Genomic DNA, 23,441 nt, shown 5'->3' on the forward strand with positions numbered 1-23,441 from the left:
CTTGAATTCACTGATTTCAAATGACCGCCTTCCAAGCGTGTGACCCGCTGCCAGACGCACGTTCCGGTTGCCAGGGTGAGTTGGCAAGGGGCGTCAGACAACGGGTGAAGAAGGCAAATCGGTACAGGTCCGGCCAGGCCGGCAGAGAAAAATGTCAGGCGCGCCAACGCCAACGGGCGTGTGCCTTGACTACTCGCATCAAGAGTTTGCTGATGATCAACACGGGGAGGGTCTCATTCATACGTTCAGGCACAGTAACGTAGGCTCGCCAGCGGTGCAATATGGAGCCGCAAATACGGGGACGCAACGTAGGTGGATTCCGGATTTCCCTACAGAAAATGCCAGAAATTTTGCTAGTGTTTCACTTCCGACATAAAAACAACCCAATGGAATCTTGCATGCTCAGACCAGCGTTTTTCGCGCCCCTTGCCGGCTGCCTCCTATCATTGGCCTGCGCCCAGGCGTTCGCAGCCCCGTCACCTTATTCAACCATGGTGGTTTTCGGCGACAGCCTGGCGGATGCAGGCCAGTTTCCCGACGGTTCGGCCGGCGCCACATTGCGCTTTACCAACCGAACCGGGCCGACCTTCCAGGGTGAATACGGCCTGGTCTCATCGACCCTGCTGGGCACGAAACTGGGCGTCACTCCCAACGACCTGAATGCTTCCACCTCACCGGTCCGCGCAGCCCAGGGTTTGCCAGACGGCAACAACTGGGCAGTGGGTGGCTACCGTACCGACAATATCCTCGACTCCATTACCTCAGTCTCCAATGCTGCGATTCCCCCAGGCAACCCCGGGGGCGGCACTGTGTTGCGCAGTCGGCAGGGCTATCTGCCGGCTAATGGTGGGAGAGCCGACCCGAACGCACTTTACTTCCTTTCCGGTGGCGGCAATGACTTCCTGCAAGGCCGGGTACTCAGCCCCGCTCAAGCGGTCGCCGCCGGTGGCAGGCTGGCGGACAGCGCCCAGGCCCTGCAACAAGCCGGCGCGCGTTACATTATGGTGTGGATGCTACCCGACCTGGGCCTGACGCCGGCCATCAACGGCACCCCACAGCAAGCAGCGACTTCGGCCCTGAGCACTATTTTCAACCAGTCCCTGGTACAGCGTCTGTCACAAGTGGATGCGCAGGTTATCCCGCTGAACATCCCGCTGCTGTTGAACGAGGCCTTCGCCGATCCAGCGCGCTTCGGCCTAGCCACCGAGCAGAACCTGACGGGCACCTGCTTCAGCGGTAACAGTTGCACCGCCAACCCAACCTATGGCATCGGCGGCACCAACCCGGACCCAACCAAGCTGATCTACAACGACTCGGTCCACCCTACCGTGGCCGGGCAACGCTTGATTGCCGACTACGCCTATTCGCTACTCGCCGCGCCGTGGGAACTGACCTTGCTGCCGGAAATGGCCCAAGGCACATTGCGCGCCCACCAGGACGAGCTGCGTAACCAATGGCAAGCAGACAACGGCAGCTGGCAAGCCGTCGGCCAATGGCGCGCCATAGTGGCCGGCGGAGGCCAACGCCTGGATTTCGATGATCAGAGCAGCTCGGCCAGTGGCGACGGCAGCGGCTATAACCTGAATATCGGTGGCAGCTACCGGCTCGATGAAAACTGGCGCGTAGGCGTTGCCGCCGGCCTGTATCGGCAGACTCTCGAAGCCGGCGCCAATGATTCGGACTACAAGCTCAACAGCTATATGGGCACGGCATTCGCTCAGTATCAGCAGAACCACTGGTGGGCCGATGCCGCATTGACCGGCGGCAAGCTGGACTTTGACAGCCTCAAACGCAAGTTTGCGCTGGGTGTCAGCGAAGGCTCGGAGAAAGGTGACACCGATGGCTGGCTCTGGGCCCTGAGCGGCCGCGTGGGGTATGACATCGCCGCGCCGGGCAGCGACTGGCACCTCTCGCCGTTCATCAGCGCCGATTACGCGCGGGTTGAAGTCAATGGTTACTCGGAGAAAAGCAGCCGCTCCACCGCCCTGACCTTTGACGATCAACAACGCGACTCCAAACGCCTGGGCGTCGGCCTGCAAGGCAGCTACCGCATCACGCCGCAAACCCAGGTTTTTGGCGAAGTGGCCCACGAGCATGAGTTTGAAAATGACACCCAGAAGGTGAACATTTCGCTCAACAGCGTGCAGGGGATCGACTTCAAGCTCGACGGGTATACGCCTCGCAGTAATTCTGACCGCTTGAGCCTGGGTGTCAGCCACAAGCTGACTCAGGACCTGGCACTGCGCGCGGCGTATAGCCTGAGGAAGGACGACAATTTGACCCAGCAAGGCATCAATGTCGGGGTCAGTCTGGATTTCTAAATACTGCGCAAAACAAATGTGGGAGCTGGCTTGCCTGCGATGGCGGTGGATCAGTCACTGAATATCTCAAGTGACACACCGCCATCGCGGGCAAGCCAGCTCCCACATTTTTTATTCCAGCTTCAGTCTTGTGGAGTTTGCTCTGCCAATGCCACGGCACGGAACATCGCCCGACGCTTGTTGAGGGTTTCTTCCCATTCAAGGGCCGGCACCGAGTCTGCCACAATCCCGCCACCAGCTTGCACATGCAGCTCGCCGTTCTTGATCACCGCCGTGCGGATCGCAATGGCGGTATCCATATTGCCGTTCCAGGCGAAATACCCGACGGCGCCGCCATAGACACCGCGCTTGACCGGCTCCAGTTCGTCGATAATTTCCATCGCACGGATCTTCGGCGCCCCCGACAATGTGCCCGCCGGCAAAATCGCTCGCAGGGCGTCCATCGCCGTCAGCCCGGCCTTCAGCTCGCCGGTGACGTTGGACACGATATGCATCACATTGGAATACCGCTCGATAACCATCTTCTCGGTCAGTTTCACCGAGCCGATTTCCGAGACACGCCCGGTGTCGTTGCGCCCCAGGTCGATCAGCATCAGGTGTTCGGCAATTTCCTTTTCGTCGCTGAGCAGGTCTTCTTCCAGCGCCACGTCGGCTTCTTCGGTCGCCCCACGGGGGCGCGTGCCGGCAATCGGGCGCACGGTGATCAGGTTGTCTTCAACCCGCACCAGCACTTCCGGCGAACTGCCCACGACGTGGAAGTCGCCGAAGTTGAAGAAGTACATATACGGCGTCGGGTTGAAGCAACGCAGTGCGCGGTATAGGTCAATCGGCGCCGCCTTGAAGTCGATGGACATGCGTTGCGACGGCACCACTTGCATGCAGTCACCGGCAAGGATGTATTCCTTGATGGTATCGACGGCGCGCTCGTAGTCATCCTGGGTAAAGCTGGAGCGGAACACCGGGTCGGCCGCCGGGGGGCGGCTGAGGTCCAGGCCGCGACGCGGGGTGATCGGCTGGCGAAGTTTTTCCAGCAACGCTTCCAGGTTGGCCTGGCCTTGTTCGAAGGCATCAGCCTGGGCGGGGTCGGCGAGGACAATCGCATGCATCTTGCCGGCGAGGTTGTCGAACACCACCACCGCGTCGGACACCATCAGCAAAATGTCCGGCACCCCCAGCGGGTCCGGGTTCGGGCATTTGCCCAGGCGTTTTTCCACATAGCGCACGCAGTCATAGCCGAAGTACCCCACCAGGCCGCCATTGAAGCGCGGCAGGCCAGCAATGGTCGGCACGTTGTAGCGCGCCTTGAAGGTTTCGACAAAGGCCAGCGGGTCTTCTACGTCATGGCTTTCGATCTCCACGCCGTCATGGGTGATGCTCACATGATGGTCGTGCACCCGCAGCACCGTGCGGCATGGCAGGCCAATGATCGAGTAACGGCCCCACTTCTCGCCGCCTTGTACCGACTCAAGCAGGTAAGAGTTGGGCTCATCGGCCAGCTTCAGGTAGATCGACAGCGGCGTATCGAAGTCGGCCAGGGTTTCGCAAGCCATGGGGATACGGTTGTAGCCGGCAGCGGCCAAACGCAGGAATTCTTCGCGGGTCATGAGGTGCCTCGTGGTGTGAGGGTCAAGTCAGGTAGGCAAACGTGCCGCACACGCGGCCTGGATCAGTCAGGCGCGCCAACGCCAGCGGGCCAAGGCCTTGATGACTTTCATCCAGAGTTTGCGAGTGACCACCACGATGGAATTTCCAGAAGGGGACGAATCAATGTCGGGCAACGTTATCTCAGCGCCCGCGCCCAAGCAACCGGGGATTAGCAGTCGCAGGTCATCAATGACCAGAGCGGGGGACTCCTCCGCAATCGGCCGGCCATGGTTGTAACCATAACTCAAGGCCACGCACTGCACGCCCGCCGCTTTAGCCGCCAACACATCACTGCGCGAATCGCCGACAAACAGCGACTGAGACGCCGGAATATTGGCCATTTTCATTACGAAAAACAGGGCCGCAGGGTCTGGTTTTTTCTGCGGCAAGGTATCGCCGCCGATGATCCAGCGGAAGTAGCGCCCGATTTTCATCTGGTCCAACAACGGCGCAACGAAGCGCTCCGGCTTGTTGGTGATCAGGGCCATTTCCACGCCCTGCTTGCTCAACCACTTGAGGGTGTCACGCACGCCGGGGTAAACCACGGTCAGTTCGTGGCTGCTTTCGTAAGCGGCATTGAACAGCTCCAAGGCATGTTCTGCCTCGGCCTCATCCACGCCCGTGGCATCGATGTCGTTGGCCAGGGCCCGGCGCACCAACATCGGCGCGCCATTGCCGACCCACTTGCGCACTGACTCGATGCCTGCCGGTTTGCGCCCCAGCTTGAGCAGCATCTGGTCCACCGCGGCCGCCAGGTCGGGCACCGAGTCGATCAAGGTACCGTCCAGATCGAACATCACCAGCCGTGGCAATTTGCCGGGGAACAACTGCTCAAAACCGCTCATGGACGCGCCAGCGCCAGTTCGGCACGCATCTTGTCAATGACGGCCTGGTAGTCCGGGGCATTGAAAATCGCCGAGCCGGCCACGAAGGTATCGGCACCCGCTGCGGCGATCTCACGGATATTGTTGACGTTAACGCCGCCGTCAATCTCCAGGCGAATGTCACGCCCCGACGCATCAATCAGCGCACGGGCCTCACGCAGCTTGTTCAAGGTGCCAGGGATGAACTTCTGCCCGCCGAAGCCTGGGTTGACGCTCATCAGCAAGACCATGTCGACCTTGTCCATCACGTACTCAAGCACGCTCAGCGGAGTGGCCGGGTTGAATACCAGGCCCGCCTTGCAGCCGCCTTCGCGGATCAGTTGCAAGGTGCGGTCAACGTGCAATGTAGCTTCCGGGTGGAAGGTGATGTAAGTCGCACCCGCCTCGATGAAGTCACCGACGATACGGTCTACCGGACTGACCATCAGGTGCGCATCAATCGGCGCGGTGATGCCGTACTTGCGCAACGCGGCGCACACCATCGGGCCGATGGTCAGGTTGGGTACGTAGTGGTTGTCCATGACATCGAAGTGCACGAAGTCGGCACCGGCGGCCAACACCTTGTCCACTTCCTCACCCAGGCGGGCGAAGTCGGCAGAGAGAATCGATGGAGCAATGACGAAGGGCTGCATGACGCACCTTTTTTGAGCTAAATCACGATGGCGCGCATTGTATACCTCATGCTTTGCTGCGCGCACCGTGACCTATCTCAACGGTTAGTAAGCTGCCCGGTAGATTTTTTCGATATCGGCGGCGCTGAGCTTGCGCGGGTTGTTACGCATCAAGCGTTCAATGCCTGCAGCTTCGCTGGCCATGGCCGGGATGGCGTCCTCGGGCACGCCGAAACTGCGCAGGCCGGACGGGATCTCCACTGCCGCACATAACCGCGTCATCGCCTCTACAGCCTGGTCGGCAGCGTCATTCACACTCAGCCCGGCGATATTGACGCCCATGGCCTGGGCGATGTCCTGCATACGCTCGACGCAGGCCAATTTGTTCCAGTGCATGACATACGGCAGCAACAGCGCATTACTGACGCCATGGGCAATATTGAAGCGCCCACCCAACGGGTACGCCAGCGCATGCACGGCACCGACGCCCGCGTTGCCAAAGGCCATGCCGGCCATCAGGCTGGCGGTGGCCATGTCGTCACGGGCCTGCAGGTTGGCCGGGTTGGCGTAAGCCTTGGGCAACGCGCTGGCAATCAATCTGATCGCACCGATGGCCAGGGCGTCGGTAATCGGCGAGGCATGCAGCGACAGGTAGGACTCGATGGCATGCACCAAGGCGTCCACGCCACTGGCGGCCGTGACACCTCGCGGGCAGGTCAAGGTCATTTGCGGGCTGATCAGCGCGACATCCGGCAGCAAGTAATCGCTGACGATGCCTTTTTTCAGCTGTGCAGCCTTGTCGGACAGTATCGCCACATTGGTCACCTCCGAGCCGGTACCGGCCGTGGTGGGGATGGCGATCAACGGCGGGCCTTTGCGCGGCACCTGATCGACGCCAAACAAGTCCGCCAGCGCGCCGTGATAACCGGCATAGGCCGCCACGCTCTTGGCGATGTCGATGGCACTGCCGCCGCCCACACCGATCAGGCCGTCATGCCCCCCTTCGCGGTACGCACGCATGCAGTCTTCGACGATGGCAATTTCCGGATCGGGCAGCACGCGGTCGAAGATTTCGTAGGCTCGATCACCCAGATGCTCCAAGGCCAGCGCCACGGTACCGGACTGGACCAGCGCGGCGTCAGTGACGATCAGTGGGTTATCCACATCCAGGCGCGTGAGTTCGGCAGCCAGTTGTTCGATGGCACCTGCACCGGTCAGCAGTTTGTGGGCGATCTTGAATGAGGAAGTACTCATGTGCGCGGCCTCTTATGAATGATGGGCTGGCACAAGAATAGCTGCCCCTGGCGTGTTGTCTGCCATTCATTGGTTGAATGGCCGCGCCGCGACCATCAAGACAGCTAACAAACCGCCGATAGCCTGTCGGTAGCGAGAACCGCGCCTCATACCCCTGACAAATACCGACCAACCCATTAGGCTGCTGGAATCACTTCTGGCCGGGAATCAACGATGCTTTTTCTTCACCGTTCGGCACTGCCAGCATTGTGCCTGTCACTGCTGTTTACCAGCGTCTTGCCTGTTCAGGCCGAGGATGCACCCTCGCCTGCCGTCGAAAAACCGGCTGAACGCCAGGCCTTGCCCGAGCGTAGCCAGCAAGAAGCCAGTGCGCTCGAACGGCAGGTGCCGCAGCAGGAGCAACAGCAATTGCAAGCTGGTAGCGATTCGTTCCTGGCGCTATGGAAACCCGCCAACAGCGCCGAAGCCGAGGGTGTGGTGATTCTCATACCAGGTGCCGGGGAGAACGCGGACTGGCCGCAGGCCATCGCGCCTCTGCGGCGCAAGTTACCGGACGCCGCCTGGGGCACCCTCAGCCTGTCATTGCCTGACGTCAGTGTGGACACCCTGCCGCCACGGCTCATCGAACCGCCGAAAGCGGCGGTCGATACCAGCAGCAAGGAAGGCAGCACCGCTGCCAAGCCGGTCGAACAGGCCGCCAGTGCCGAGGCCGAAGGCACTGACCCGGCGGTGGTGCCGGGGGCGGATGAGCAGGACAAGACCGACGCCAAGCGCATCTTCGACCGTATCGACGCCGCCGTCGCCTTCGCCCAGACCCAAAGCGCCCGCAGTGTGGTGTTGCTCGGCCATGGCACCGGGGCCTGGTGGGCGGCACGCTACCTCAGCGAGAAACAACCCTCCCAGGTGCAGAGGTTGGTGATGGTGGCCGGCAAGACGCCTGCGGCTCGCCAACCGGACCTGCAGCAACTGGCGCCGGCCTTGAAGGTACCCACGGCGGACGTGTTCTATCAAGAGGGCGCCCAGGATCGCAAGAACGCCCTGGAGCGACTCCAGGCGGCCAAGCGCTCGAAGAATGACAGCTATAAGCAGGTGTCGCTCACGGCGTTACCCGGCAATAGCGCGGCGGAGCAAGAGCAGTTGTACCGCAGGGTTCGCGGGTGGCTGAGCCCGAAGGGCAGCGCAGACTGATCACATAGTCGACCATGTCGCACAACGATGTGGCAGGGGCAAGCCCCCTCCCACATGGCGTTGAGTGGCGATAATCTCAACGAAAATCCCGCCGCTCGCGAATCAGCGCATAGGCGTTATGCAACTCTCGGGTTCGTTCGGTCGCCTCCCGCACTTGCGCGGGGCTGGCACCCGTGCCGGCGATCTTGTCCGGATGGTGACGGCTGAGCAGGCGGCGGTAGGCGCGCTTGATCACCGAAGGCTCAGTGGTTGCCGTCACCCCCAGGATACGCAACGCCTCCTGATAGGCACCGCCACGATTGGCCAATGGCTTGCGCTCCGGCGCGTAATCGGTCGCCAATGCCTGAAGCTGCTGTGGCGTCCAGCCCAACCACTTGCCCCACTGGTCGATCAGGTCGCGCTCGGCAGCATCCGCTCGACCGTCCGCCCACGCCATGCGCCAACAGGCGCGCAGCACGCCTTCCGCCGCATGGGGCTGCGTCTTGAGCACCCGCAGGTAACGGCGAACCCGGTCGCTGCCGGACTTGCCACGGTTGAAGGCGCTGATCGCGCGGCGCTGGGCCGGCTCACTCATGTCCAGTGCGCGCATCTCCTGGCGCGCTTGCTGGATATGTCCGTCGACAACCCGGCCATTACTCTTGGCCAGGCGTCCCAGCAGCACAAACAACAGTTCGTCGTTGCGCAAGGCCGGGCGCCCACCCAAGCGTTCACGTAACTGCGCCCAACTGTGCAGTTGCAGACGGCGATCCAGCGCCTGCCCCAGCAATGCCCCCAACAGAGCCCCCGGAATACTGGCAATGGCAAAGCCAGCCCCGGCGCCGATCAGCGTCCCTGGCCACAACATCCTACTGCCCCGCTGTCAGCAAGGTTTCGACCTGCGCCAGTCGCTCCAGCGTCCCCACATCCACCCAGCGTCCTGCCATGTGCTCCCCCGTTACCAAACCTTTGGCCATGGCCTCGCGCAAAAGCGGGGCCAGCTTGAAGGCACCGGCGCTGCAACCCGCGAACAACTTGGGGTCGAGCACTGAAATGCCACTGAAGGTCAGGTTATCGGCACCGGGCGCGGCATCATGAAGCACACCGTGATCCAGGTAGAAATCCCCGCCCGACGGGTGGTGCGCAGGGTTGTCGACCATCACCAAGTGCGCCAGGCCCCGGATCGGCTGCTTGAGCTGGATGAAATCGTAGTCGGTCCATATATCGCCATTGACCACCAGAAACGGTTCGTCGCCCAGCAGCGGCAACGCCTGGAATATCCCGCCCCCCGTTTCCAGCGGTTCACCCTCCGGCGAGTAGCGGATGCGCAGACCGAATTGGGCACCGTCGCCCAGGTAGCTTTCGATCTGCTCGCCGAGCCAGGCGTGGTTGATCACGATCTCGGTAAAGCCGGCCTTCGCCAAGGCTTCAAGGTGATACTCGATCAGCCGCTTGCCGCCGGCTTGCACCAGCGGCTTGGGCGTATGCAGGGTGAGCGGGCGCATGCGCTCGCCCTTGCCCGCCGCCAGGATCATCGCCTTCATACGCTGGCCTCGGCAGGTTCGCGCAGGCTGGCGAGTAACTCGCCCAGGTCACTCAACTCGGGTCGGTCGGCCAGCACCGCTTCTATATAAGCAAAGAAACGCGGCACGTCGGCTAGGTAGCGTGGTTTGCCGTCGCGGTGGCAGATACGCGAAAAGATGCCGATAACCTTGAGGTGACGCTGCACGCCCATCAGGTCGCTGGCACGCAGGAACTCCTCAAAGTCGTCCTGTACTGGAATCCCCAATTGTCCGGCACGCTGCCAATAGCCACGCTGCCATTCGCGCACGCGGGCCTGGGGCCAACTGAGGAAGGCGTCCTTGAACAGGCAGGTGATGTCATAGGTCACCGGGCCGTAGACCGCGTCCTGGAAATCCAGCACGCCAGGGCTTGGCTCACTGATCATCAGGTTGCGCGGCATGTAGTCGCGGTGCACCAGCACCTTGGGCTGGGCCAGGGCGCTGTCGATCAACTGCTGGCTGGCACGTTGCCAGAGGGCTTGTTGCTCAGGGTCGAGGTCGATGCCCAAGTGACGGCGCACATACCATTCCGGGAACAGCTCCAGCTCGCGACGCAATAAAGCAACGTCATAGCTGGGCAACGGTGCATCCATCGGCAATTGCTGGAAAGCCAGCAGCGCGTCGATGGCATCGGCAAATAATTGGTCGGCATTTTCACCGTCAATCACGTCCAGATAGGTTTTTGTGCCTAGGTCATTGAGCAAAAGAAAGCCACGGGGCAAATCTTCTGCATAAATTTTTGGCACATTTATTCCTGATTTCGCGAGCAAATGCGCAATATCGACGAAAGGTTTGCAGTTTTCCTGGGGGGGTGGCGCGTCCATGACGACGAACGTATGGGCACCGCCCTCCCATCGGAAGTAACGCCTGAAACTCGCGTCGCTGCTGGCCGCGGTCAATGTGGCCGGGGGCACGGGCCCCCAGTCCTGAGCGTTGAAAAGAATCGGCAACTGCTCATCCAGCCAGACTTCCAGCTGTTGTAAACGTAGATCGTGCTCGGGCATTACAAGGGTCTCCGACGGCGCTAGCCGTCAAGCGGGGCATGCTTTATTATCACGCATCTTTTTCAGACCATCGAGAGGCGTGCGGCCCAAACCGCGGGCAGATGGCACGCAGGAAGCCCGGACTAATAAGATGGCATTGAAATCCCCCGCGTTTCGTAGAAAATTTCCGTTGCTGGTAACCGGCAGTCTGCTGGCCTTGCAACCTTTCGCCACCTCATTCGTGGTCGCCGCGGAACAGTATGACTGCTCAGTCTCTGCTTCGGGTGCCTGGGATTGTGCGCCGAAGACGGCCTCCGCCCCATTGCCACCGCGCCCGGTGCATGACGGTGCTGCCGTCAGCTCGGCCAACAGCACGCCGCAAGGCAAAGCTGGCGGCAGCGTCGACGCCGAGCCCAAGACCATGCTGGTCACCGAAGCCAAGGGCCGTGGCCTGCGCTCGCGCAGCGCCGACTACAGCCACCTGGACTGGGTACCTCGCGACAAGCTGACCGCAGCACAGTTGGCCGAAACCGGCCCTTACTGCGGCGGCGCGTACATCGAGCCGACTCGTCCTGGCATGAACGACAAGACGAACAAGAGCGATGCGCCGACCTTCATCGGCGCCAAGGCCTCGCGTTACGAGCAGGAGCAGCAAGTCGCTACCCTGGCCGGTGACGTGGTCATGCGCCAGGGCAGCATGCAACTGGAAGCGGACGAAGCCAGCCTGTACCAGGCTGAGAACCGTGGCGAACTAAATGGCAAGGTGCGCCTGCGCGACAACGGCGCCCTGATCGTGGGTGACCACGCTCAAGTCCAGCTCGACACCGGCGCCGCCCAGATCGATAACGCCGAATACGTGATGCACAAGTCACGCATCCGCGGTAACGCGCTGTACGCCAAGCGTGCAGAGAATGCGATCATCCGTCTCAAGGACGGTACGTACACCACCTGCGAGCCGGACAGCAACGCCTGGCAGCTCAAGGGCAACAACATCACGTTGAACCCGGCCACCGGTTTCGGTACGGCGACCAACGCGACGTTGCGGGTCAAGAACATCCCGATCCTGTACACCCCGTACATCTACTTCCCGATCGACGACCGTCGCCAATCCGGCTTCCTGCCGCCGAGCTTCAGCACCGGTGGGGAAACTGGCTTTACGCTGGTAACACCGTACTACTTCAACCTGGCGCCGAACTACGATGCCACGTTGTACCCGCAGTACATGACTAAACGTGGCTTGTTGATGGAAGGCGAGTTCCGCTATCTGACCAAGTCGAGTGAAGGGCAGTTTGGTGGGGCGTACCTCAACGACGATAACGACGAGCGGAAGAACCAGACTGATTACGAAAAGACCCGCTATATGCTCAATTGGCAGCATAAGGGTGGGTTGGATTCACGTCTGACGTCGCAGGTGGATTACACCCGGATCAGCGATCCTTATTACTTCCAGGATTTGAAGTCGTTTGAGGAAGGGGTTGAGAGCCAAGACGCTCTGAACCAGCAGGGATCTTTGACATATCGGGGCGATTCTTATCAGGCCCGTTTGAATGTCCAAGCCTATCAACTGGCGACAATCACTCAGATCACACCGTATGACCGGTTGCCGCAACTCACACTGAATGGCCAACTGCCATTTCATCCGGGCGGGCTGGATTTCAGTTATGAAACCGAAGCCGTACGCTTTGATCGAGACTTGGAGAACGGTAACTTTACGGACGAAAATGGCTTGGTTTCGCGTCGTCTGGATACCAACGTTACCGGCCTGACCCGTGCAAACGGCACTCGTCTGAACCTTGCGCCAGCTGTCTCTTATCCGATGAACTGGTCCTACGGCTTTTTGACGCCGAAGTTGAAGTACGTTTATACCAAGTACGATCTTGACCTTGACGGTACAGGCAAGAGCCAAATGGCTGCAGGAGGTCAAACCTTCAATAGCTCACAGGACCGCTCAGTACCTATTGCAAGCATCGACAGCGGCCTGTACTTCGACCGTAAAACCAATTGGTTCGGCAAAGACTACAACCAGACCCTCGAACCTCGTGCGTTCTACCTCTACGTACCGAATAAAGACCAGACCGAGATCCCTGTCTTCGACACCAGCGAGAACTCGTTCAGCTACTCCTCGTTGTTCCGGGATAACCGCTTCAGCGGTTCCGACCGCATCGGCGACGAAAACAAGCTGTCCTTTGGTCTCACCAGCCGCTGGATTGAAGAGAACGGTTTCGAACGTCAACGCGCTTCCATCGGCCAAGCGGTGTACTTCAAGGATCGTGAAGTTCAATTGCCTGGCATCGACGCCAAGACACGTGATGACGCCCACTCGAACGTATCTCCTGTTGCACTGGAGTACGAGTTCCGCTTCAACCGCGACTGGCGCGCCACAGCCGACTACAACTGGGACACCGAGAGCCATAGCCCTCGCTCCGGCAGCGCGATGTTCCACTACCAGCCGGAAGACAACCCGAACAAGGTCGTCAACCTGGGCTACCGCTATCGCAACGACCAGGTTGTCTACAACCAACTGACCGGTAAATGGCAGTTCGGCGGAGACTTCGGCAGCCCGGGCCAAGAGAACTACGTGAAGGATTACTACAAAATCCAACAACACGACTTCTCGATGATGTGGCCGATCATTCCCCAGTGGAACCTGATCACGCGCTGGCAGTATGACTATGCTCGCAACCGTACCCTGGAAGCCTTTGGTGGTTTCGAGTACGACAACTGCTGCTGGAAACTGCGCGTCATCAACCGTTACTGGGTTTCCAACGACGAATACACGCAGATCGCCCCTCAGAACGAAAAGGGTGACCACGGGCTCTTCTTCCAGATCGTCCTTAAAGGACTCGGCGGCCTGACCGGCGCCAAGGTAGAGAGCTTCCTCGACAAAGGCATTGAAGGTTATCGTGAACGTGAAGACAAAGCTTTCTGAGTGTTTGCGCCCGCTAGTGCTGGGCGCGCTGTTCCTGGGTACTGTTTCGGCACACGCCGCAGTTCAACAGCTGGATAAAGTAGCGGCCATCGTCGACAACGACGTGATCATGCAGAGCCAGCTGGACCAACGGGTCAAGGAAGTTCAGCAAACCATCGCCAAGCGTGGCGGTGGTGTGCCACCGAGCAGCGTCCTGGAACCCCAGGTGCTGGAGCGTCTGATCGTCGAGAACCTGCAATTGCAGATTGGCGACCGTTCTGGCATCCGTATTTCAGACGAAGAATTGAACCAGGCCGTTGGCACCATCGCCCAGCGTAACAACATGAGCATTGATCAGTTCCGCGCCGCCCTGGCTCGCGATGGTTTGTCCTACGAGGACGCCCGTGACCAGATCAAGCGCGAAATGATCATCAGCCGTGTGCGCCAGCGCCGTGTGGCCGAGCGGGTTCAGGTGTCCGAGCAGGAAGTGAAGAACTTCCTGGCCTCGGACCTGGGCAAGATGCAGCTCTCCGAAGAGTTGCACTTGGCCAATATCCTGATCCCAACCCCGGACGGAGCCAACTCTGAGCAGCTTAATGCCGCCGCCGCTAAAACCCAGGCGATCTATGAGCGCCTGAAAGCGGGTGCAGATTTTGCCCAGATGGCCATTGCTCAGTCCGGCAGCGACAACGCCCTCGAAGGCGGTGACATGGGCTGGCGTAAAGCCGCTCAATTGCCACCTCCGTTTGATCGCGAATTGAGCGCCATGGAAGTCGGTGGCATTACCCAGCCAGCCCGCACCCCGGGTGGCTTCATCATCCTGAAGCTGCTGGAACGTCGCGGTGGCGAGACTTCGCTGAAAGACGAAGTCCATGTTCGTCACATCCTGGTCAAACCGAGCGAAATCCGCACCGAGGCACAAACCAAGGAACTGGCCCAGAAGATCTACGACCGCATTGAAAGCGGTGAAGACTTCGCCACCCTGGCTAAAAGCTTCTCGGAAGACCCAGGTTCTGCCCTTAACGGCGGCGATCTGAACTGGATCGACCCGAAAGCTCTGGTGCCTGAGTTCCAGCAGGTTATGGCCGAGACACCGCAAGGCGTATTGTCCAAGCCGTTCAAGACTCAGTACGGCTGGCATGTGCTGGAAGTGCTTGGCCGTCGCGCCACGGACAACACCACCCAGGCCCGCGAGCAGCAAGCCCTGAGCGTACTGCGTAACCGCAAATACGACGAAGAGCTGCAAACCTGGCTGCGTCAGATCCGTGACGAAGCGTATGTAGAGAACAAGCTGCCAGGCGCCGAGCAAACAGGCACCGACCAGGCACCCCAGTGAAACCCCAGCGTTTCGCGGTGACACCCGGCGAGCCAGCCGGCATTGGTCCAGACCTGTGCCTGCTGCTCGCCTCGCAACCCCAGCCACACCCCCTGATTGCCATTACCAGCCGCGACCTGCTCCTTGAGCGGGCCGCGCAACTGGGTGTGGCCGTCAACCTGCTGGACGTGGCGCCGGGCAACTGGCCCGACCTGCCGGCCCCCGCCGGCAGCCTGTATGTGTGGGACACCCCGCTGCAAGCCAAAGTGGTTGCCGGGCAGTTGAATACGGCCAACGCGGCATTTGTGCTGGAGACGTTGACCCGTGCGGGCCAAGGCTGCATCGACGGCGACTTCGCCGGCATGATTACCGCACCGGTGCACAAAGGTGTGATCAACGAATCCGGTATCGCCTTTTCCGGCCATACCGAATTCCTCGCGGAACTGACCCATACCGCTCAAGTGGTGATGATGCTCGCCACCCGCGGCCTGCGTGTGGCGCTGGTGACCACCCACTTGCCGCTGCGTGAAATCGCCGATGCCATCACTGCCGAGCGTGTGGAGCGTGTCACGCGCATCCTGCACAGCGACCTGCAACACAAATTCGGCATTGCCCAACCGCGTATCCTGGTCTGTGGGCTTAACCCCCACGCCGGTGAAGGCGGCCACTTGGGCCATGAAGAAATCGACATCATTGAACCGACATTAGAGCGCCTGCGCCAAGAAGGCATGGACCTACGCGGCCCATTGCCTGCAGACACTCTGTTCACCCCCAAATATCTGGAGCACTGCGACGCAGTGCTGGCGATGTACCACGACCAGGGGCTGCCCGTGCTGAAATACAAAGGCTTCGGCGCCGCAGTCAACGTGACACTGGGCCTGCCGATCATCCGCACCTCCGTCGACCATGGCACCGCCCTGGACCTCGCAGGCAGCGGCAAGATCGATACCGGCAGCCTGCACGTGGCCCTGGAAACCGCCTATCAGATGGCCGAGACCCGTATATGACTGAGCATTACCAACACCGGGCGCGCAAGCGCTTCGGGCAGAACTTCCTGCATGACGCTGGCGTAATCGATCGCATCCTGCGCTCCATCCATGCCAAGCCAGAAGACCGCCTGCTGGAAATCGGCCCGGGCCAGGGCGCACTGACACAAGGCCTGCTGGCCAGCGGTGGGCAACTGGACGTGGTGGAACTGGACAAGGACTTGATCCCGATCCTCAACCAGCAGTTCGCCGGCAAGTCCAACTTCAATCTGCACCAGGGCGATGCGCTGAAGTTCGACTTCAATAGCCTCAATGCCGCGCCCAATAGCCTGCGGGTGGTGGGTAACCTGCCGTACAACATTTCCACGCCGCTGATTTTTCACCTGCTGAACAACGCCGGGATCATCCGCGACATGCACTTCATGCTGCAAAAGGAAGTGGTGGAGCGCCTGGCCGCAGGCCCTGGCGGTGGTGACTGGGGCCGCTTGTCGATCATGGTCCAGTATCACTGCCGCGTAGAGCACCTGTTCAACGTCGGCCCGGGCGCGTTCAACCCGCCACCGAAGGTCGATTCAGCCATCGTGCGCCTGGTGCCGCATGCCGTACTGCCGCACCCGGCCAAGGATCACAAACTGCTGGAACGTGTGGTACGCGAAGCGTTCAACCAACGCCGCAAGACCTTGCGTAACACACTCAAAGCCCTGCTGAGCAATGCTGAAATCGAAGCCGCCGGCGTCGACGGCGGCCTGCGCCCCGAGCAACTGGACCTGGCCGCGTTCGTGCGCCTGGCTGACCAGCTTGCCATCCAGCCAGCGCCAACAGCGCAATAGGGTTCAACACCCTCCAATGTGGGAGCGGGCTTGCTCGCGAATGCGGTGGATCAGTTATAGATCAGTTGACTGACGCACCGCATTCGCGAGCAAGCCCGCTCCCACAGGTTTAACCGCGTTACGTTGATAGAGTCGTTTCATCAAGTTCAAGAGCCCAGACAGCATGTCTGGCCTAGTGCCCACCTCTTGGCCTAGACTGACCCGCATCTGCTGTCCTTCGCTTTTAAGGCCTCTTGCATGTCCGATCCTCGCTATCAGATAGACGTCAGCGTCGTCACCCGCTTCCTGGCGGACCAGTCGCAACCCGAACATAACCGCTTCGCCTTTGCCTACACCATTACAGTGAAGAACAACGGGCTGGTGCCGGCCAAGCTGCTGTCGCGCCACTGGGTCATCACCGATGGCGACGGCCAGGTCGAGGAAGTGCGCGGGGCAGGCGTTGTCGGCCAGCAACCGTTGATCGACAGCGGCGCCAGCCACACTTATAGCAGCGGCACGGTAATGACCTCCAAGGTCGGCACCATGCAAGGCTCGTATCAAATGAAGGCCACCGACGGCCAACTGTTCGATGCAATCATCAAGCCCTTCCGCCTGGCTGTGCCAGGAGCCCTGCACTGATGGCAACGTACGCGGTCGGCGACCTGCAAGGCTGCCTGGACCCTCTCAAGCGCCTGCTGGAGCGCGTAGCCTTCGACCCGGCAAATGATCGCTTGTGGTTGGTGGGAGACTTGGTTAACCGGGGCCCACAGTCCCTGGAAACCCTGCGCTACCTCTATGGCCTGCGTGATTCCTTGGTATGCGTGCTGGGCAACCATGACCTGCATCTGCTTGCGGCCGGCAACAATATCGAGCGCCTCAAAAAAGGCGACACCCTGCGGGAAATTCTCGAAGCCCCAGACCGCGCTCAACTGCTCGACTGGCTGCGCCGGCAAAAACTCATGCACTACGACGAGGATCGCAACATGGCCTTGGTGCATGCCGGTATCCCGCCGCAGTGGACGCTGAAAAAAGCCCTCAAGTGCGCCGCCGAAGTTGAAAGTGCATTGGGTGATGACAACCTGTACACCGCTTACCTCGACGGCATGTACGGCAACGACCCAGTGAAGTGGGACAACGACCTCACCGGCGTGGCCCGCCTGCGAGTCATCACCAACTACTTCACGCGGATGCGCTTCTGCACGGCCGAAGGCAAACTGGACCTCAAAAGCAAGGAAGGCGCCGACACCGCCCTGCCCGGCTACAAGCCCTGGTTCGCCTACAAGGAACGCAAGACCCGAGACACAAAGATCATCTTTGGCCACTGGGCCGCGCTGGAAGGCAAGTGCGATGAACCCGGCGTGTTCGCCCTCGACACCGGTTGCGTGTGGGGCGGTGCCATGACCCTGATGAACATCGACACGGGCAAGCGCCTCGACTGCCAGTGCGAATCGCCCCTTTCCATTACCCTGCCGGCCACCGCCAAGCAATAGGAGCCCGCCATGACCGAATTCAAACGTATCCCTCCCCAAGAAGCACAGACCCTGCGCGAGCAAGGTGCCGTAGTCGTCGACATCCGCGACCAGCCTACTTATGCCGCCGCTCACATCACCGGCGCCCAGCACTTGGACAACGTCAACATCGCCGACTTCATCCGCGCCGCCGACCTCGATGCACCGCTGATCGTCGCCTGCTACCACGGCAATTCCAGCCAGAGTGCAGCCGCGTATCTGATCAGCCAGGGTTTCTCTGACGTCTACAGCCTGGACGGCGGGTTTGAGCTGTGGCGTACGACCTATCCCGCGGAAATTTCCTCGGGCGATTCGCAATAATTTTTTTCACACCCCGCTACCCCGCGTGACGCTTGGGCTTGCGCCGTTTCTGACGAACGGCGCGGCTAAACTAATTGCGCATCGCGCCTTGACCTCCCGGATTCCGAACTATCCTTAAGCGCAGGCCATCCGAATCAGGGGAGAGCCGGTACACCGGCGTACGGGTCATCGGTAGCGTTTCAGGGTGTTCTGGGGGGAAAACAGCCATTGGCGTGCGTCAATGACTGCCAGCATCGACTGATTGATCCGGCGTCGGCTCCACGTATCGAGCGAGGTGACGACGTCATGAGTATCTTTAGCCACTTCCAACAACGCTTCGCGTCCACACAGCAGGAAGAACTCACGCTTCAGGAGTATCTCGAGCTGTGCAAACAGGACCGCAGCACCTACGCTTCTGCCGCCGAACGCTTGCTATTGGCGATTGGCGAGCCAGAACTGGTGGAAACCGCCAATAATTCGCGCCTGTCGCGGATATTTTCCAACAAGGTGATCCGCCGCTATCCGGCCTTTGAAGACTTCCATGGGATGGAAGAATGCATCGACCAGATCGTTTCCTACTTCCGCCATGCCGCCCAAGGCCTGGAAGAGAAGAAGCAGATCCTCTATTTGCTCGGCCCGGTCGGCGGCGGCAAATCGTCCCTGGCGGAAAAGCTCAAGCAATTGATCGAGAAGGTGCCCTTCTATGCGATCAAGGGCTCGCCCGTCTTCGAGTCGCCCCTGGGCCTGTTCAACGCCACGGAAGATGGCGCGATCCTCGAGGAAGACTTCGGTATCCCGCGGCGCTACCTCAACACCATCATGTCGCCCTGGGCCACCAAGCGCCTGGCCGAGTTCGGCGGTGACATCAGCCAGTTCCGGGTGGTGAAACTCTACCCGTCGATCCTCAACCAGATCGGCGTGGCCAAGACCGAACCCGGCGATGAAAACAATCAGGACATTTCGGCACTGGTGGGCAAGGTCGATATCCGAAAACTGGAAGAGTTTCCGCAGAACGATGCCGATGCCTACAGCTATTCGGGCGCATTGTGCCGGGCCAACCAGGGCCTGATGGAGTTCGTGGAGATGTTCAAGGCACCGATCAAGGTGCTGCACCCACTGCTCACCGCTACCCAGGAAGGTAACTACAACAGTACCGAAGGCCTGGGGGCGATTCCATTTACCGGGATCTTGCTGGCTCACTCCAACGAATCGGAATGGCATACCTTCCGCAATAACAAGAACAACGAAGCCTTCATCGACCGGATCTATATCGTCAAGGTGCCGTACTGCCTGCGGGTCAGTGACGAAATCAAGATTTACGACAAACTGCTGTTCAACAGCTCCCTGGCCAAGGCCCATTGCGCCCCCGACACCCTGAAAATGCTTGCCCAGTTCACCGTACTGTCGCGCCTCAAGGAGCCGGAGAACTCCAATATCTATTCGAAGATGCGCGTCTACGACGGCGAAAACCTCAAGGACACCGATCCCAAGGCTAAGTCGATCCAGGAATACCGTGATACAGCCGGTGTGGACGAGGGCATGAACGGTCTGTCGACGCGCTTTGCGTTCAAGATCTTGTCCAAGGTCTTCAACTTCGATCCCCACGAGATTGCCGCCAACCCGGTGCACTTGCTCTATGTGCTGGAACAACAGATTGAACAGGAGCAATTCCAGGCCGAAACTCGTGAGCGCTACCTGCGCTTCCTCAAGGAATACCTGGCGCCGCGCTACATCGAGTTCATCGGCAAGGAAATCCAGACCGCTTACCTGGAGTCCTACAGCGAATACGGCCAGAACATTTTCGACCGCTACGTCCTGTACGCCGATTTCTGGATCCAGGATCAGGAATACCGCGACCCGGAAACCGGCGAAATCCTCAATCGCGTGGCCCTCAACGAAGAATTGGAAAAAATCGAGAAACCCGCCGGCATCAGCAATCCGAAGGACTTCCGCAACGAAATCGTCAATTTCGTACTGCGCGCCCGTGCCAACAACAACGGCAAGAACCCCACTTGGCTCAGCTACGAGAAGTTGCGGGTGGTCATCGAGAAGAAAATGTTCTCCAACACCGAGGACCTGCTGCCCGTCATCAGCTTCAACGCCAAGGCCAGCAAGGAGGATCAGCAAAAACACAACGACTTCGTCACACGCATGGTCGAGCGAGGCTACACCGACAAACAGGTACGACTGCTCTCCGAGTGGTACCTGCGGGTTCGCAAATCGCAGTAAGGCAGCGGCAAGCGCGCACTGCCAGGCATCCGGCCTGGCAGTTGACCGCTTGTCTCTAAGCTTCCAGCCCGCGGCTTGAAGCTTGTAACGTGAAGCTGCCCGGAGGGCTCCCCATGAGCTATGTGATCGACCGACGCCTCAATGGCAAGAACAAGAGCACGGTAAACCGCCAGCGTTTCCTGCGGCGTTACCGTGACCACATCAAAAAGGCGGTAGAAGAGGCCGTCAGCCGCCGTTCCATCACCGACATGGAGCATGGCGAACAAATCAGCATTCCCGGACGGGACATCGACGAACCGGTACTTCACCATGGCCGCGGCGGCAAACAGACCGTGGTGCACCCGGGTAACAAGGAATTCACCACTGGCGAACATATCCAGCGCCCACAAGGCGGTGGCGGCGGCAAAGGCCCGGGCAAAGCCGGCAACTCTGGCGAAGGCATGGATGAATTCGTATTCCAGATCACTCAGGAAGAATTCCTCGAATTCATGTTCGAAGACCTCGAACTGCCCAACCTGGTCAAACGCAACCTGACCGGCACCGATACCTTCAAGACCGTACGTGCAGGGATCAGCAACGAGGGCAACCCGTCGCGCATCAACATCATCCGCACCCTGCGTTCAGCCCACGCACGGCGTATCGCCCTCTCCGGCAGCAGCCGCGCCAAACTCAAGCAGGCCAAGGAAGAGTTGGCACGCTTGAAGCGCGAAGAACCGGATAACTTCGGCGATATCCAGGAAATCGAGGCGGAAATCGAAAAACTCAGCGCGCGCATCCACCGCGTGCCGTTCCTCGATACCTTTGACTTGAAATACAACCTGCTGGTCAAGCAACCCAACCCCAGCTCCAAGGCGGTGATGTTCTGCCTGATGGACGTTTCCGGCTCCATGACCCAGGCCACCAAGGACATCGCCAAGCGCTTCTTTATCCTGCTGTACCTGTTCCTGAAACGGAACTACGACAAGATTGACGTAGTGTTCATCCGCCATCACACCAGCGCGCGAGAGGTGGACGAAGAGGAGTTTTTCTATTCGCGGGAAACTGGCGGCACCATTGTTTCCAGCGCACTGAAGCTGATGCAGGAGATCATGGCCGAGCGCTACCCCGCCAACGAGTGGAACATCTACGCCGCCCAAGCCTCCGACGGCGACAACTGGAACGACGACTCGCCGATCTGCCGGGACATTTTGATCAACCAGATCATGCCGTTCGTGCAGTACTACACTTACGTCGAAATCACCCCCCGTGAGCACCAGGCCCTCTGGTTCGAATACGAGCGCATCGGCGAAGCCTTTGCCGACACGTTCGCCCAGCAGCAACTGGTCTCGGCCGGCGATATCTACCCGGTCTTCCGTGAACTCTTCCAGCGCAGGTTAGTGACATGACCGCCAAAAAAGAGAACAAGCGCCAACCCATTTCCACCGGTTCCGAGTGGACCTTCGAACTGATCCAGGCCTATGACCGGGAAATCAGCCGTATCGCGGCGGGTTATGCCTTGGACACCTATCCCAATCAGATAGAAGTCATCACCGCTGAACAGATGATGGATGCCTATGCCTCGGTGGGCATGCCCCTGGGCTATCACCATTGGTCCTACGGGAAACACTTTCTCAGTACCGAGAAGTCCTACACACGCGGCCAGATGGGCCTGGCCTACGAGATCGTGATCAACTCCGACCCGTGCATCGCGTACCTGATGGAAGAAAACACCATCTGCATGCAGGCGCTGGTAGTGGCCCATGCCTGCTATGGGCATAACAGTTTCTTCAAGGGCAACTACCTGTTTCGCACCTGGACCGATGCCAGTTCGATCATTGATTACCTGGTGTTCGCCAAGCAATACATCATGCAGTGCGAGGAGCGCCACGGTATCGATGCGGTGGAAGACCTGTTGGACTCCTGCCACGCGCTGATGAATTATGGGGTCGATCGCTATAAGCGTCCCTATCCTATTTCCGCCGAAGAGGAACGCCTGCGCCAGAAGGAGCGCGAGGAGCACCTGCAGAAACAGATCAACGACCTGTGGCGCACCATCCCCAAGCGCGCCGACAAGAACAGCGACAAGGACAATGCCCGCTTCCCCGCCGAACCGCAGGAAAACATCCTGTATTTCCTCGAAAAGCACGCACCGCTGCTGGAGCCCTGGCAGCGCGAAATCGTGCGTATCGTGCGCAAGATCGCGCAATATTTTTATCCCCAGCGCCAAACCCAAGTAATGAACGAAGGCTGGGCAACCTTCTGGCATTACACCCTGATGAACGACCTGTACGACGAAGGCCTGGTCACTGACGGCTTCATGATGGAGTTCCTCACGTCCCATACGAGCGTGGTCTTCCAGCCAGGCTTCGACAGCCCGTACTACAACGGCATCAACCCCTATGCACTGGGTTTTGCCATGTACCGCGATATCCGCCGCATGTGCGAGCACCCCACGGAGGAAGACCGCCGCTGGTTCCCGGAAATCGCCGGCAGCGACTGGCTATCGACCATCAAGTTCGCCATGAGCAGCTTCAAGGATGAGAGTTTTATCCTGCAGTACCTGTCGCCTCAGGTGATCCGCGACCTCAAGTTGTTCAGCATCCTGGACGACGACCTCAAGGATGACCTGGTGGTGCCTGCCATCCACGACGAACCCGGCTACCGCATCATTCGCGAAACCCTGGCCGCGCAATACAACCTGGGTAACCGCGAGCCTAACGTTCAGATCTACAGCATTGATGTGCGTGGCGACCGTTCGCTGACCCTGCGTCACCAGCAACACGACCGCAAACCCTTGGGCGAATCCACTGAGGAAGTGCTCAAGCACCTGCATCGGCTCTGGGGTTTTGATATTCATTTGGAAACCCTGCAGGGCGACCAAGTGATGAAGACCCACCATGTACCACCGCGCAGCGATCATAACGACAACGACTATGGCCGCCTGGACATGGCCGTCGTGCATCTCTGAAACAGCAAAGCCTCCA

General features: G+C 59.8%; 19 protein-coding genes. 12 read left to right on the forward strand and 7 right to left on the reverse strand.

The window, feature by feature from the left end:
- Window positions 1-398 precede the first annotated feature (398 nt).
- Window positions 399-2,321 carry an esterase EstP gene (gene estP, locus MHH62_RS21640; protein ID WP_339231869.1) on the forward strand — a complete coding sequence of 641 codons (1,923 nt, stop codon included), beginning with the start codon at window positions 399-401 and terminating at the stop codon, window positions 2,319-2,321.
- A 122-nt stretch (window positions 2,322-2,443) separates the two neighbouring features.
- Here estP and trpE read toward each other — a convergent pair whose 3' ends face one another.
- The 4 genes from trpE to MHH62_RS21660 all read right to left on the reverse strand — a co-directional run bounded on the left by trpE (window position 2,444) and on the right by MHH62_RS21660 (window position 6,714).
- Window positions 2,444-3,925: an anthranilate synthase component I gene (gene trpE / locus MHH62_RS21645; RefSeq protein WP_020302182.1), complete on the reverse strand. Its 1,482-nt coding sequence runs from the start codon at window positions 3,923-3,925 to the stop codon at window positions 2,444-2,446.
- A gap of 66 nt (window positions 3,926-3,991) precedes the next feature.
- Window positions 3,992-4,810, reverse strand: coding sequence for a phosphoglycolate phosphatase (locus MHH62_RS21650; RefSeq protein WP_020302181.1), 819 nt, complete (start codon window positions 4,808-4,810; stop codon window positions 3,992-3,994).
- Window positions 4,807-5,481 carry a ribulose-phosphate 3-epimerase gene (rpe, locus tag MHH62_RS21655; RefSeq protein ID WP_003194703.1) on the reverse strand — a complete coding sequence of 225 codons (675 nt, stop codon included), beginning with the start codon at window positions 5,479-5,481 and terminating at the stop codon, window positions 4,807-4,809. Before rpe ends, MHH62_RS21650 begins: the two co-directional genes overlap by 4 nt.
- 84 nt (window positions 5,482-5,565) lie before the next feature.
- Window positions 5,566-6,714 carry an iron-containing alcohol dehydrogenase gene (locus MHH62_RS21660; protein ID WP_014720173.1) on the reverse strand — a complete coding sequence of 383 codons (1,149 nt, stop codon included), beginning with the start codon at window positions 6,712-6,714 and terminating at the stop codon, window positions 5,566-5,568.
- 213 nt (window positions 6,715-6,927) lie between these two features.
- Between MHH62_RS21660 and MHH62_RS21665 the strand changes: the two genes are divergently transcribed.
- Window positions 6,928-7,902 carry an alpha/beta hydrolase family protein gene (locus tag MHH62_RS21665; RefSeq protein WP_020302179.1) on the forward strand — a complete coding sequence of 325 codons (975 nt, stop codon included), beginning with the start codon at window positions 6,928-6,930 and terminating at the stop codon, window positions 7,900-7,902.
- 76 nt (window positions 7,903-7,978) lie between these two features.
- Here the strand turns inward: MHH62_RS21665 and MHH62_RS21670 are convergent, their stop codons facing one another.
- The 3 genes from MHH62_RS21670 to MHH62_RS21680 are packed head-to-tail and all read right to left on the reverse strand — an operon-like array spanning window position 7,979 to window position 10,444.
- The gene (locus tag MHH62_RS21670; RefSeq protein ID WP_014720175.1) at window positions 7,979-8,746 is read right to left on the reverse strand and encodes a TerB family tellurite resistance protein; all 768 of its coding nucleotides are present in this window, start codon (window positions 8,744-8,746) and stop codon (window positions 7,979-7,981) included.
- A 1-nt stretch (window position 8,747) separates the two neighbouring features.
- Entirely contained in the window at window positions 8,748-9,422 is a 675-nt protein-coding gene (murU, locus tag MHH62_RS21675) for an N-acetylmuramate alpha-1-phosphate uridylyltransferase MurU (RefSeq protein WP_014720176.1), read from the reverse strand.
- Complete coding sequence (locus MHH62_RS21680; protein WP_014720177.1) at window positions 9,419-10,444, reverse strand: phosphotransferase; 1,026 nt, start codon at window positions 10,442-10,444, stop codon at window positions 9,419-9,421. The genes murU and MHH62_RS21680 overlap by 4 nt, the downstream gene beginning before the upstream one ends.
- A gap of 130 nt (window positions 10,445-10,574) precedes the next feature.
- Between MHH62_RS21680 and MHH62_RS21685 the strand changes: the two genes are divergently transcribed.
- The 10 genes from MHH62_RS21685 (at window position 10,575) to MHH62_RS21730 (ending at window position 23,425) form a co-directional block, all read left to right on the forward strand.
- A complete protein-coding gene (locus MHH62_RS21685) occupies window positions 10,575-13,352 on the forward strand; it encodes an LPS-assembly protein LptD (protein ID WP_339231873.1) in 2,778 nt (925 codons plus the stop codon).
- Entirely contained in the window at window positions 13,333-14,667 is a 1,335-nt protein-coding gene (locus MHH62_RS21690; protein ID WP_137271085.1) for a peptidylprolyl isomerase, read from the forward strand. The genes MHH62_RS21685 and MHH62_RS21690 overlap by 20 nt, the downstream gene beginning before the upstream one ends.
- Window positions 14,664-15,653, forward strand: coding sequence for a 4-hydroxythreonine-4-phosphate dehydrogenase PdxA (gene pdxA, locus MHH62_RS21695; RefSeq protein WP_003194722.1), 990 nt, complete (start codon window positions 14,664-14,666; stop codon window positions 15,651-15,653). Before MHH62_RS21690 ends, pdxA begins: the two co-directional genes overlap by 4 nt.
- Window positions 15,650-16,462: a 16S rRNA (adenine(1518)-N(6)/adenine(1519)-N(6))-dimethyltransferase RsmA gene (gene rsmA / locus MHH62_RS21700; protein WP_014720181.1), complete on the forward strand. Its 813-nt coding sequence runs from the start codon at window positions 15,650-15,652 to the stop codon at window positions 16,460-16,462. Before pdxA ends, rsmA begins: the two co-directional genes overlap by 4 nt.
- Window positions 16,463-16,699: 237 nt before the next feature.
- Window positions 16,700-17,080, forward strand: coding sequence for a Co2+/Mg2+ efflux protein ApaG (gene apaG / locus MHH62_RS21705; protein WP_003194726.1), 381 nt, complete (start codon window positions 16,700-16,702; stop codon window positions 17,078-17,080).
- The gene (locus tag MHH62_RS21710) at window positions 17,080-17,931 is read left to right on the forward strand and encodes a symmetrical bis(5'-nucleosyl)-tetraphosphatase (RefSeq protein ID WP_020302175.1); all 852 of its coding nucleotides are present in this window, start codon (window positions 17,080-17,082) and stop codon (window positions 17,929-17,931) included. The genes apaG and MHH62_RS21710 overlap by 1 nt, the downstream gene beginning before the upstream one ends.
- A gap of 9 nt (window positions 17,932-17,940) precedes the next feature.
- Entirely contained in the window at window positions 17,941-18,270 is a 330-nt protein-coding gene (glpE, locus tag MHH62_RS21715) for a thiosulfate sulfurtransferase GlpE (protein ID WP_014720183.1), read from the forward strand.
- Between the two features lie 285 nt (window positions 18,271-18,555).
- Window positions 18,556-20,478: a PrkA family serine protein kinase gene (locus MHH62_RS21720; RefSeq protein ID WP_003194732.1), complete on the forward strand. Its 1,923-nt coding sequence runs from the start codon at window positions 18,556-18,558 to the stop codon at window positions 20,476-20,478.
- A gap of 113 nt (window positions 20,479-20,591) precedes the next feature.
- The gene (locus tag MHH62_RS21725) at window positions 20,592-21,863 is read left to right on the forward strand and encodes a YeaH/YhbH family protein (RefSeq protein ID WP_003194735.1); all 1,272 of its coding nucleotides are present in this window, start codon (window positions 20,592-20,594) and stop codon (window positions 21,861-21,863) included.
- A complete protein-coding gene (locus tag MHH62_RS21730; RefSeq protein WP_003194736.1) occupies window positions 21,860-23,425 on the forward strand; it encodes a SpoVR family protein in 1,566 nt (521 codons plus the stop codon). Before MHH62_RS21725 ends, MHH62_RS21730 begins: the two co-directional genes overlap by 4 nt.
- Window positions 23,426-23,441 lie beyond the last annotated feature (16 nt).

It is taken from the genome of Pseudomonas sp. FSL L8-0168 (assembly GCF_037976155.1).
GTDB lineage: Bacteria > Pseudomonadota > Gammaproteobacteria > Pseudomonadales > Pseudomonadaceae > Aquipseudomonas > Aquipseudomonas paracarnis.

Excerpts from the sequence above, each read along its gene's own strand:
- MHH62_RS21660 (WP_014720173.1), bottom strand. The coding sequence starts at position 6,714 with ATGAGTACTTCCTCATTCAAGATCGCCCACAAACTGCTGACCGGTGCA.
- MHH62_RS21665 (WP_020302179.1), top strand. The coding sequence starts at position 6,928 with ATGCTTTTTCTTCACCGTTCGGCACTGCCAGCATTGTGCCTGTCACTG.
- murU (WP_014720176.1), bottom strand. The coding sequence starts at position 9,422 with ATGAAGGCGATGATCCTGGCGGCGGGCAAGGGCGAGCGCATGCGCCCG.
- MHH62_RS21685 (WP_339231873.1), top strand. The coding sequence starts at position 10,575 with ATGGCATTGAAATCCCCCGCGTTTCGTAGAAAATTTCCGTTGCTGGTA.
- glpE (WP_014720183.1), top strand. The coding sequence starts at position 17,941 with ATGACCGAATTCAAACGTATCCCTCCCCAAGAAGCACAGACCCTGCGC.
- MHH62_RS21670 (WP_014720175.1), bottom strand. The coding sequence starts at position 8,746 with ATGTTGTGGCCAGGGACGCTGATCGGCGCCGGGGCTGGCTTTGCCATT.
- MHH62_RS21725 (WP_003194735.1), top strand. The coding sequence starts at position 20,592 with ATGAGCTATGTGATCGACCGACGCCTCAATGGCAAGAACAAGAGCACG.
- MHH62_RS21650 (WP_020302181.1), bottom strand. The coding sequence starts at position 4,810 with ATGAGCGGTTTTGAGCAGTTGTTCCCCGGCAAATTGCCACGGCTGGTG.
- MHH62_RS21720 (WP_003194732.1), top strand. The coding sequence starts at position 18,556 with ATGAGTATCTTTAGCCACTTCCAACAACGCTTCGCGTCCACACAGCAG.
- MHH62_RS21730 (WP_003194736.1), top strand. The coding sequence starts at position 21,860 with ATGACCGCCAAAAAAGAGAACAAGCGCCAACCCATTTCCACCGGTTCC.
- rpe (WP_003194703.1), bottom strand. The coding sequence starts at position 5,481 with ATGCAGCCCTTCGTCATTGCTCCATCGATTCTCTCTGCCGACTTCGCC.
- MHH62_RS21680 (WP_014720177.1), bottom strand. The coding sequence starts at position 10,444 with ATGCCCGAGCACGATCTACGTTTACAACAGCTGGAAGTCTGGCTGGAT.
- apaG (WP_003194726.1), top strand. The coding sequence starts at position 16,700 with ATGTCCGATCCTCGCTATCAGATAGACGTCAGCGTCGTCACCCGCTTC.
- trpE (WP_020302182.1), bottom strand. The coding sequence starts at position 3,925 with ATGACCCGCGAAGAATTCCTGCGTTTGGCCGCTGCCGGCTACAACCGT.
- estP (WP_339231869.1), top strand. The coding sequence starts at position 399 with ATGCTCAGACCAGCGTTTTTCGCGCCCCTTGCCGGCTGCCTCCTATCA.
- MHH62_RS21710 (WP_020302175.1), top strand. The coding sequence starts at position 17,080 with ATGGCAACGTACGCGGTCGGCGACCTGCAAGGCTGCCTGGACCCTCTC.
- rsmA (WP_014720181.1), top strand. The coding sequence starts at position 15,650 with ATGACTGAGCATTACCAACACCGGGCGCGCAAGCGCTTCGGGCAGAAC.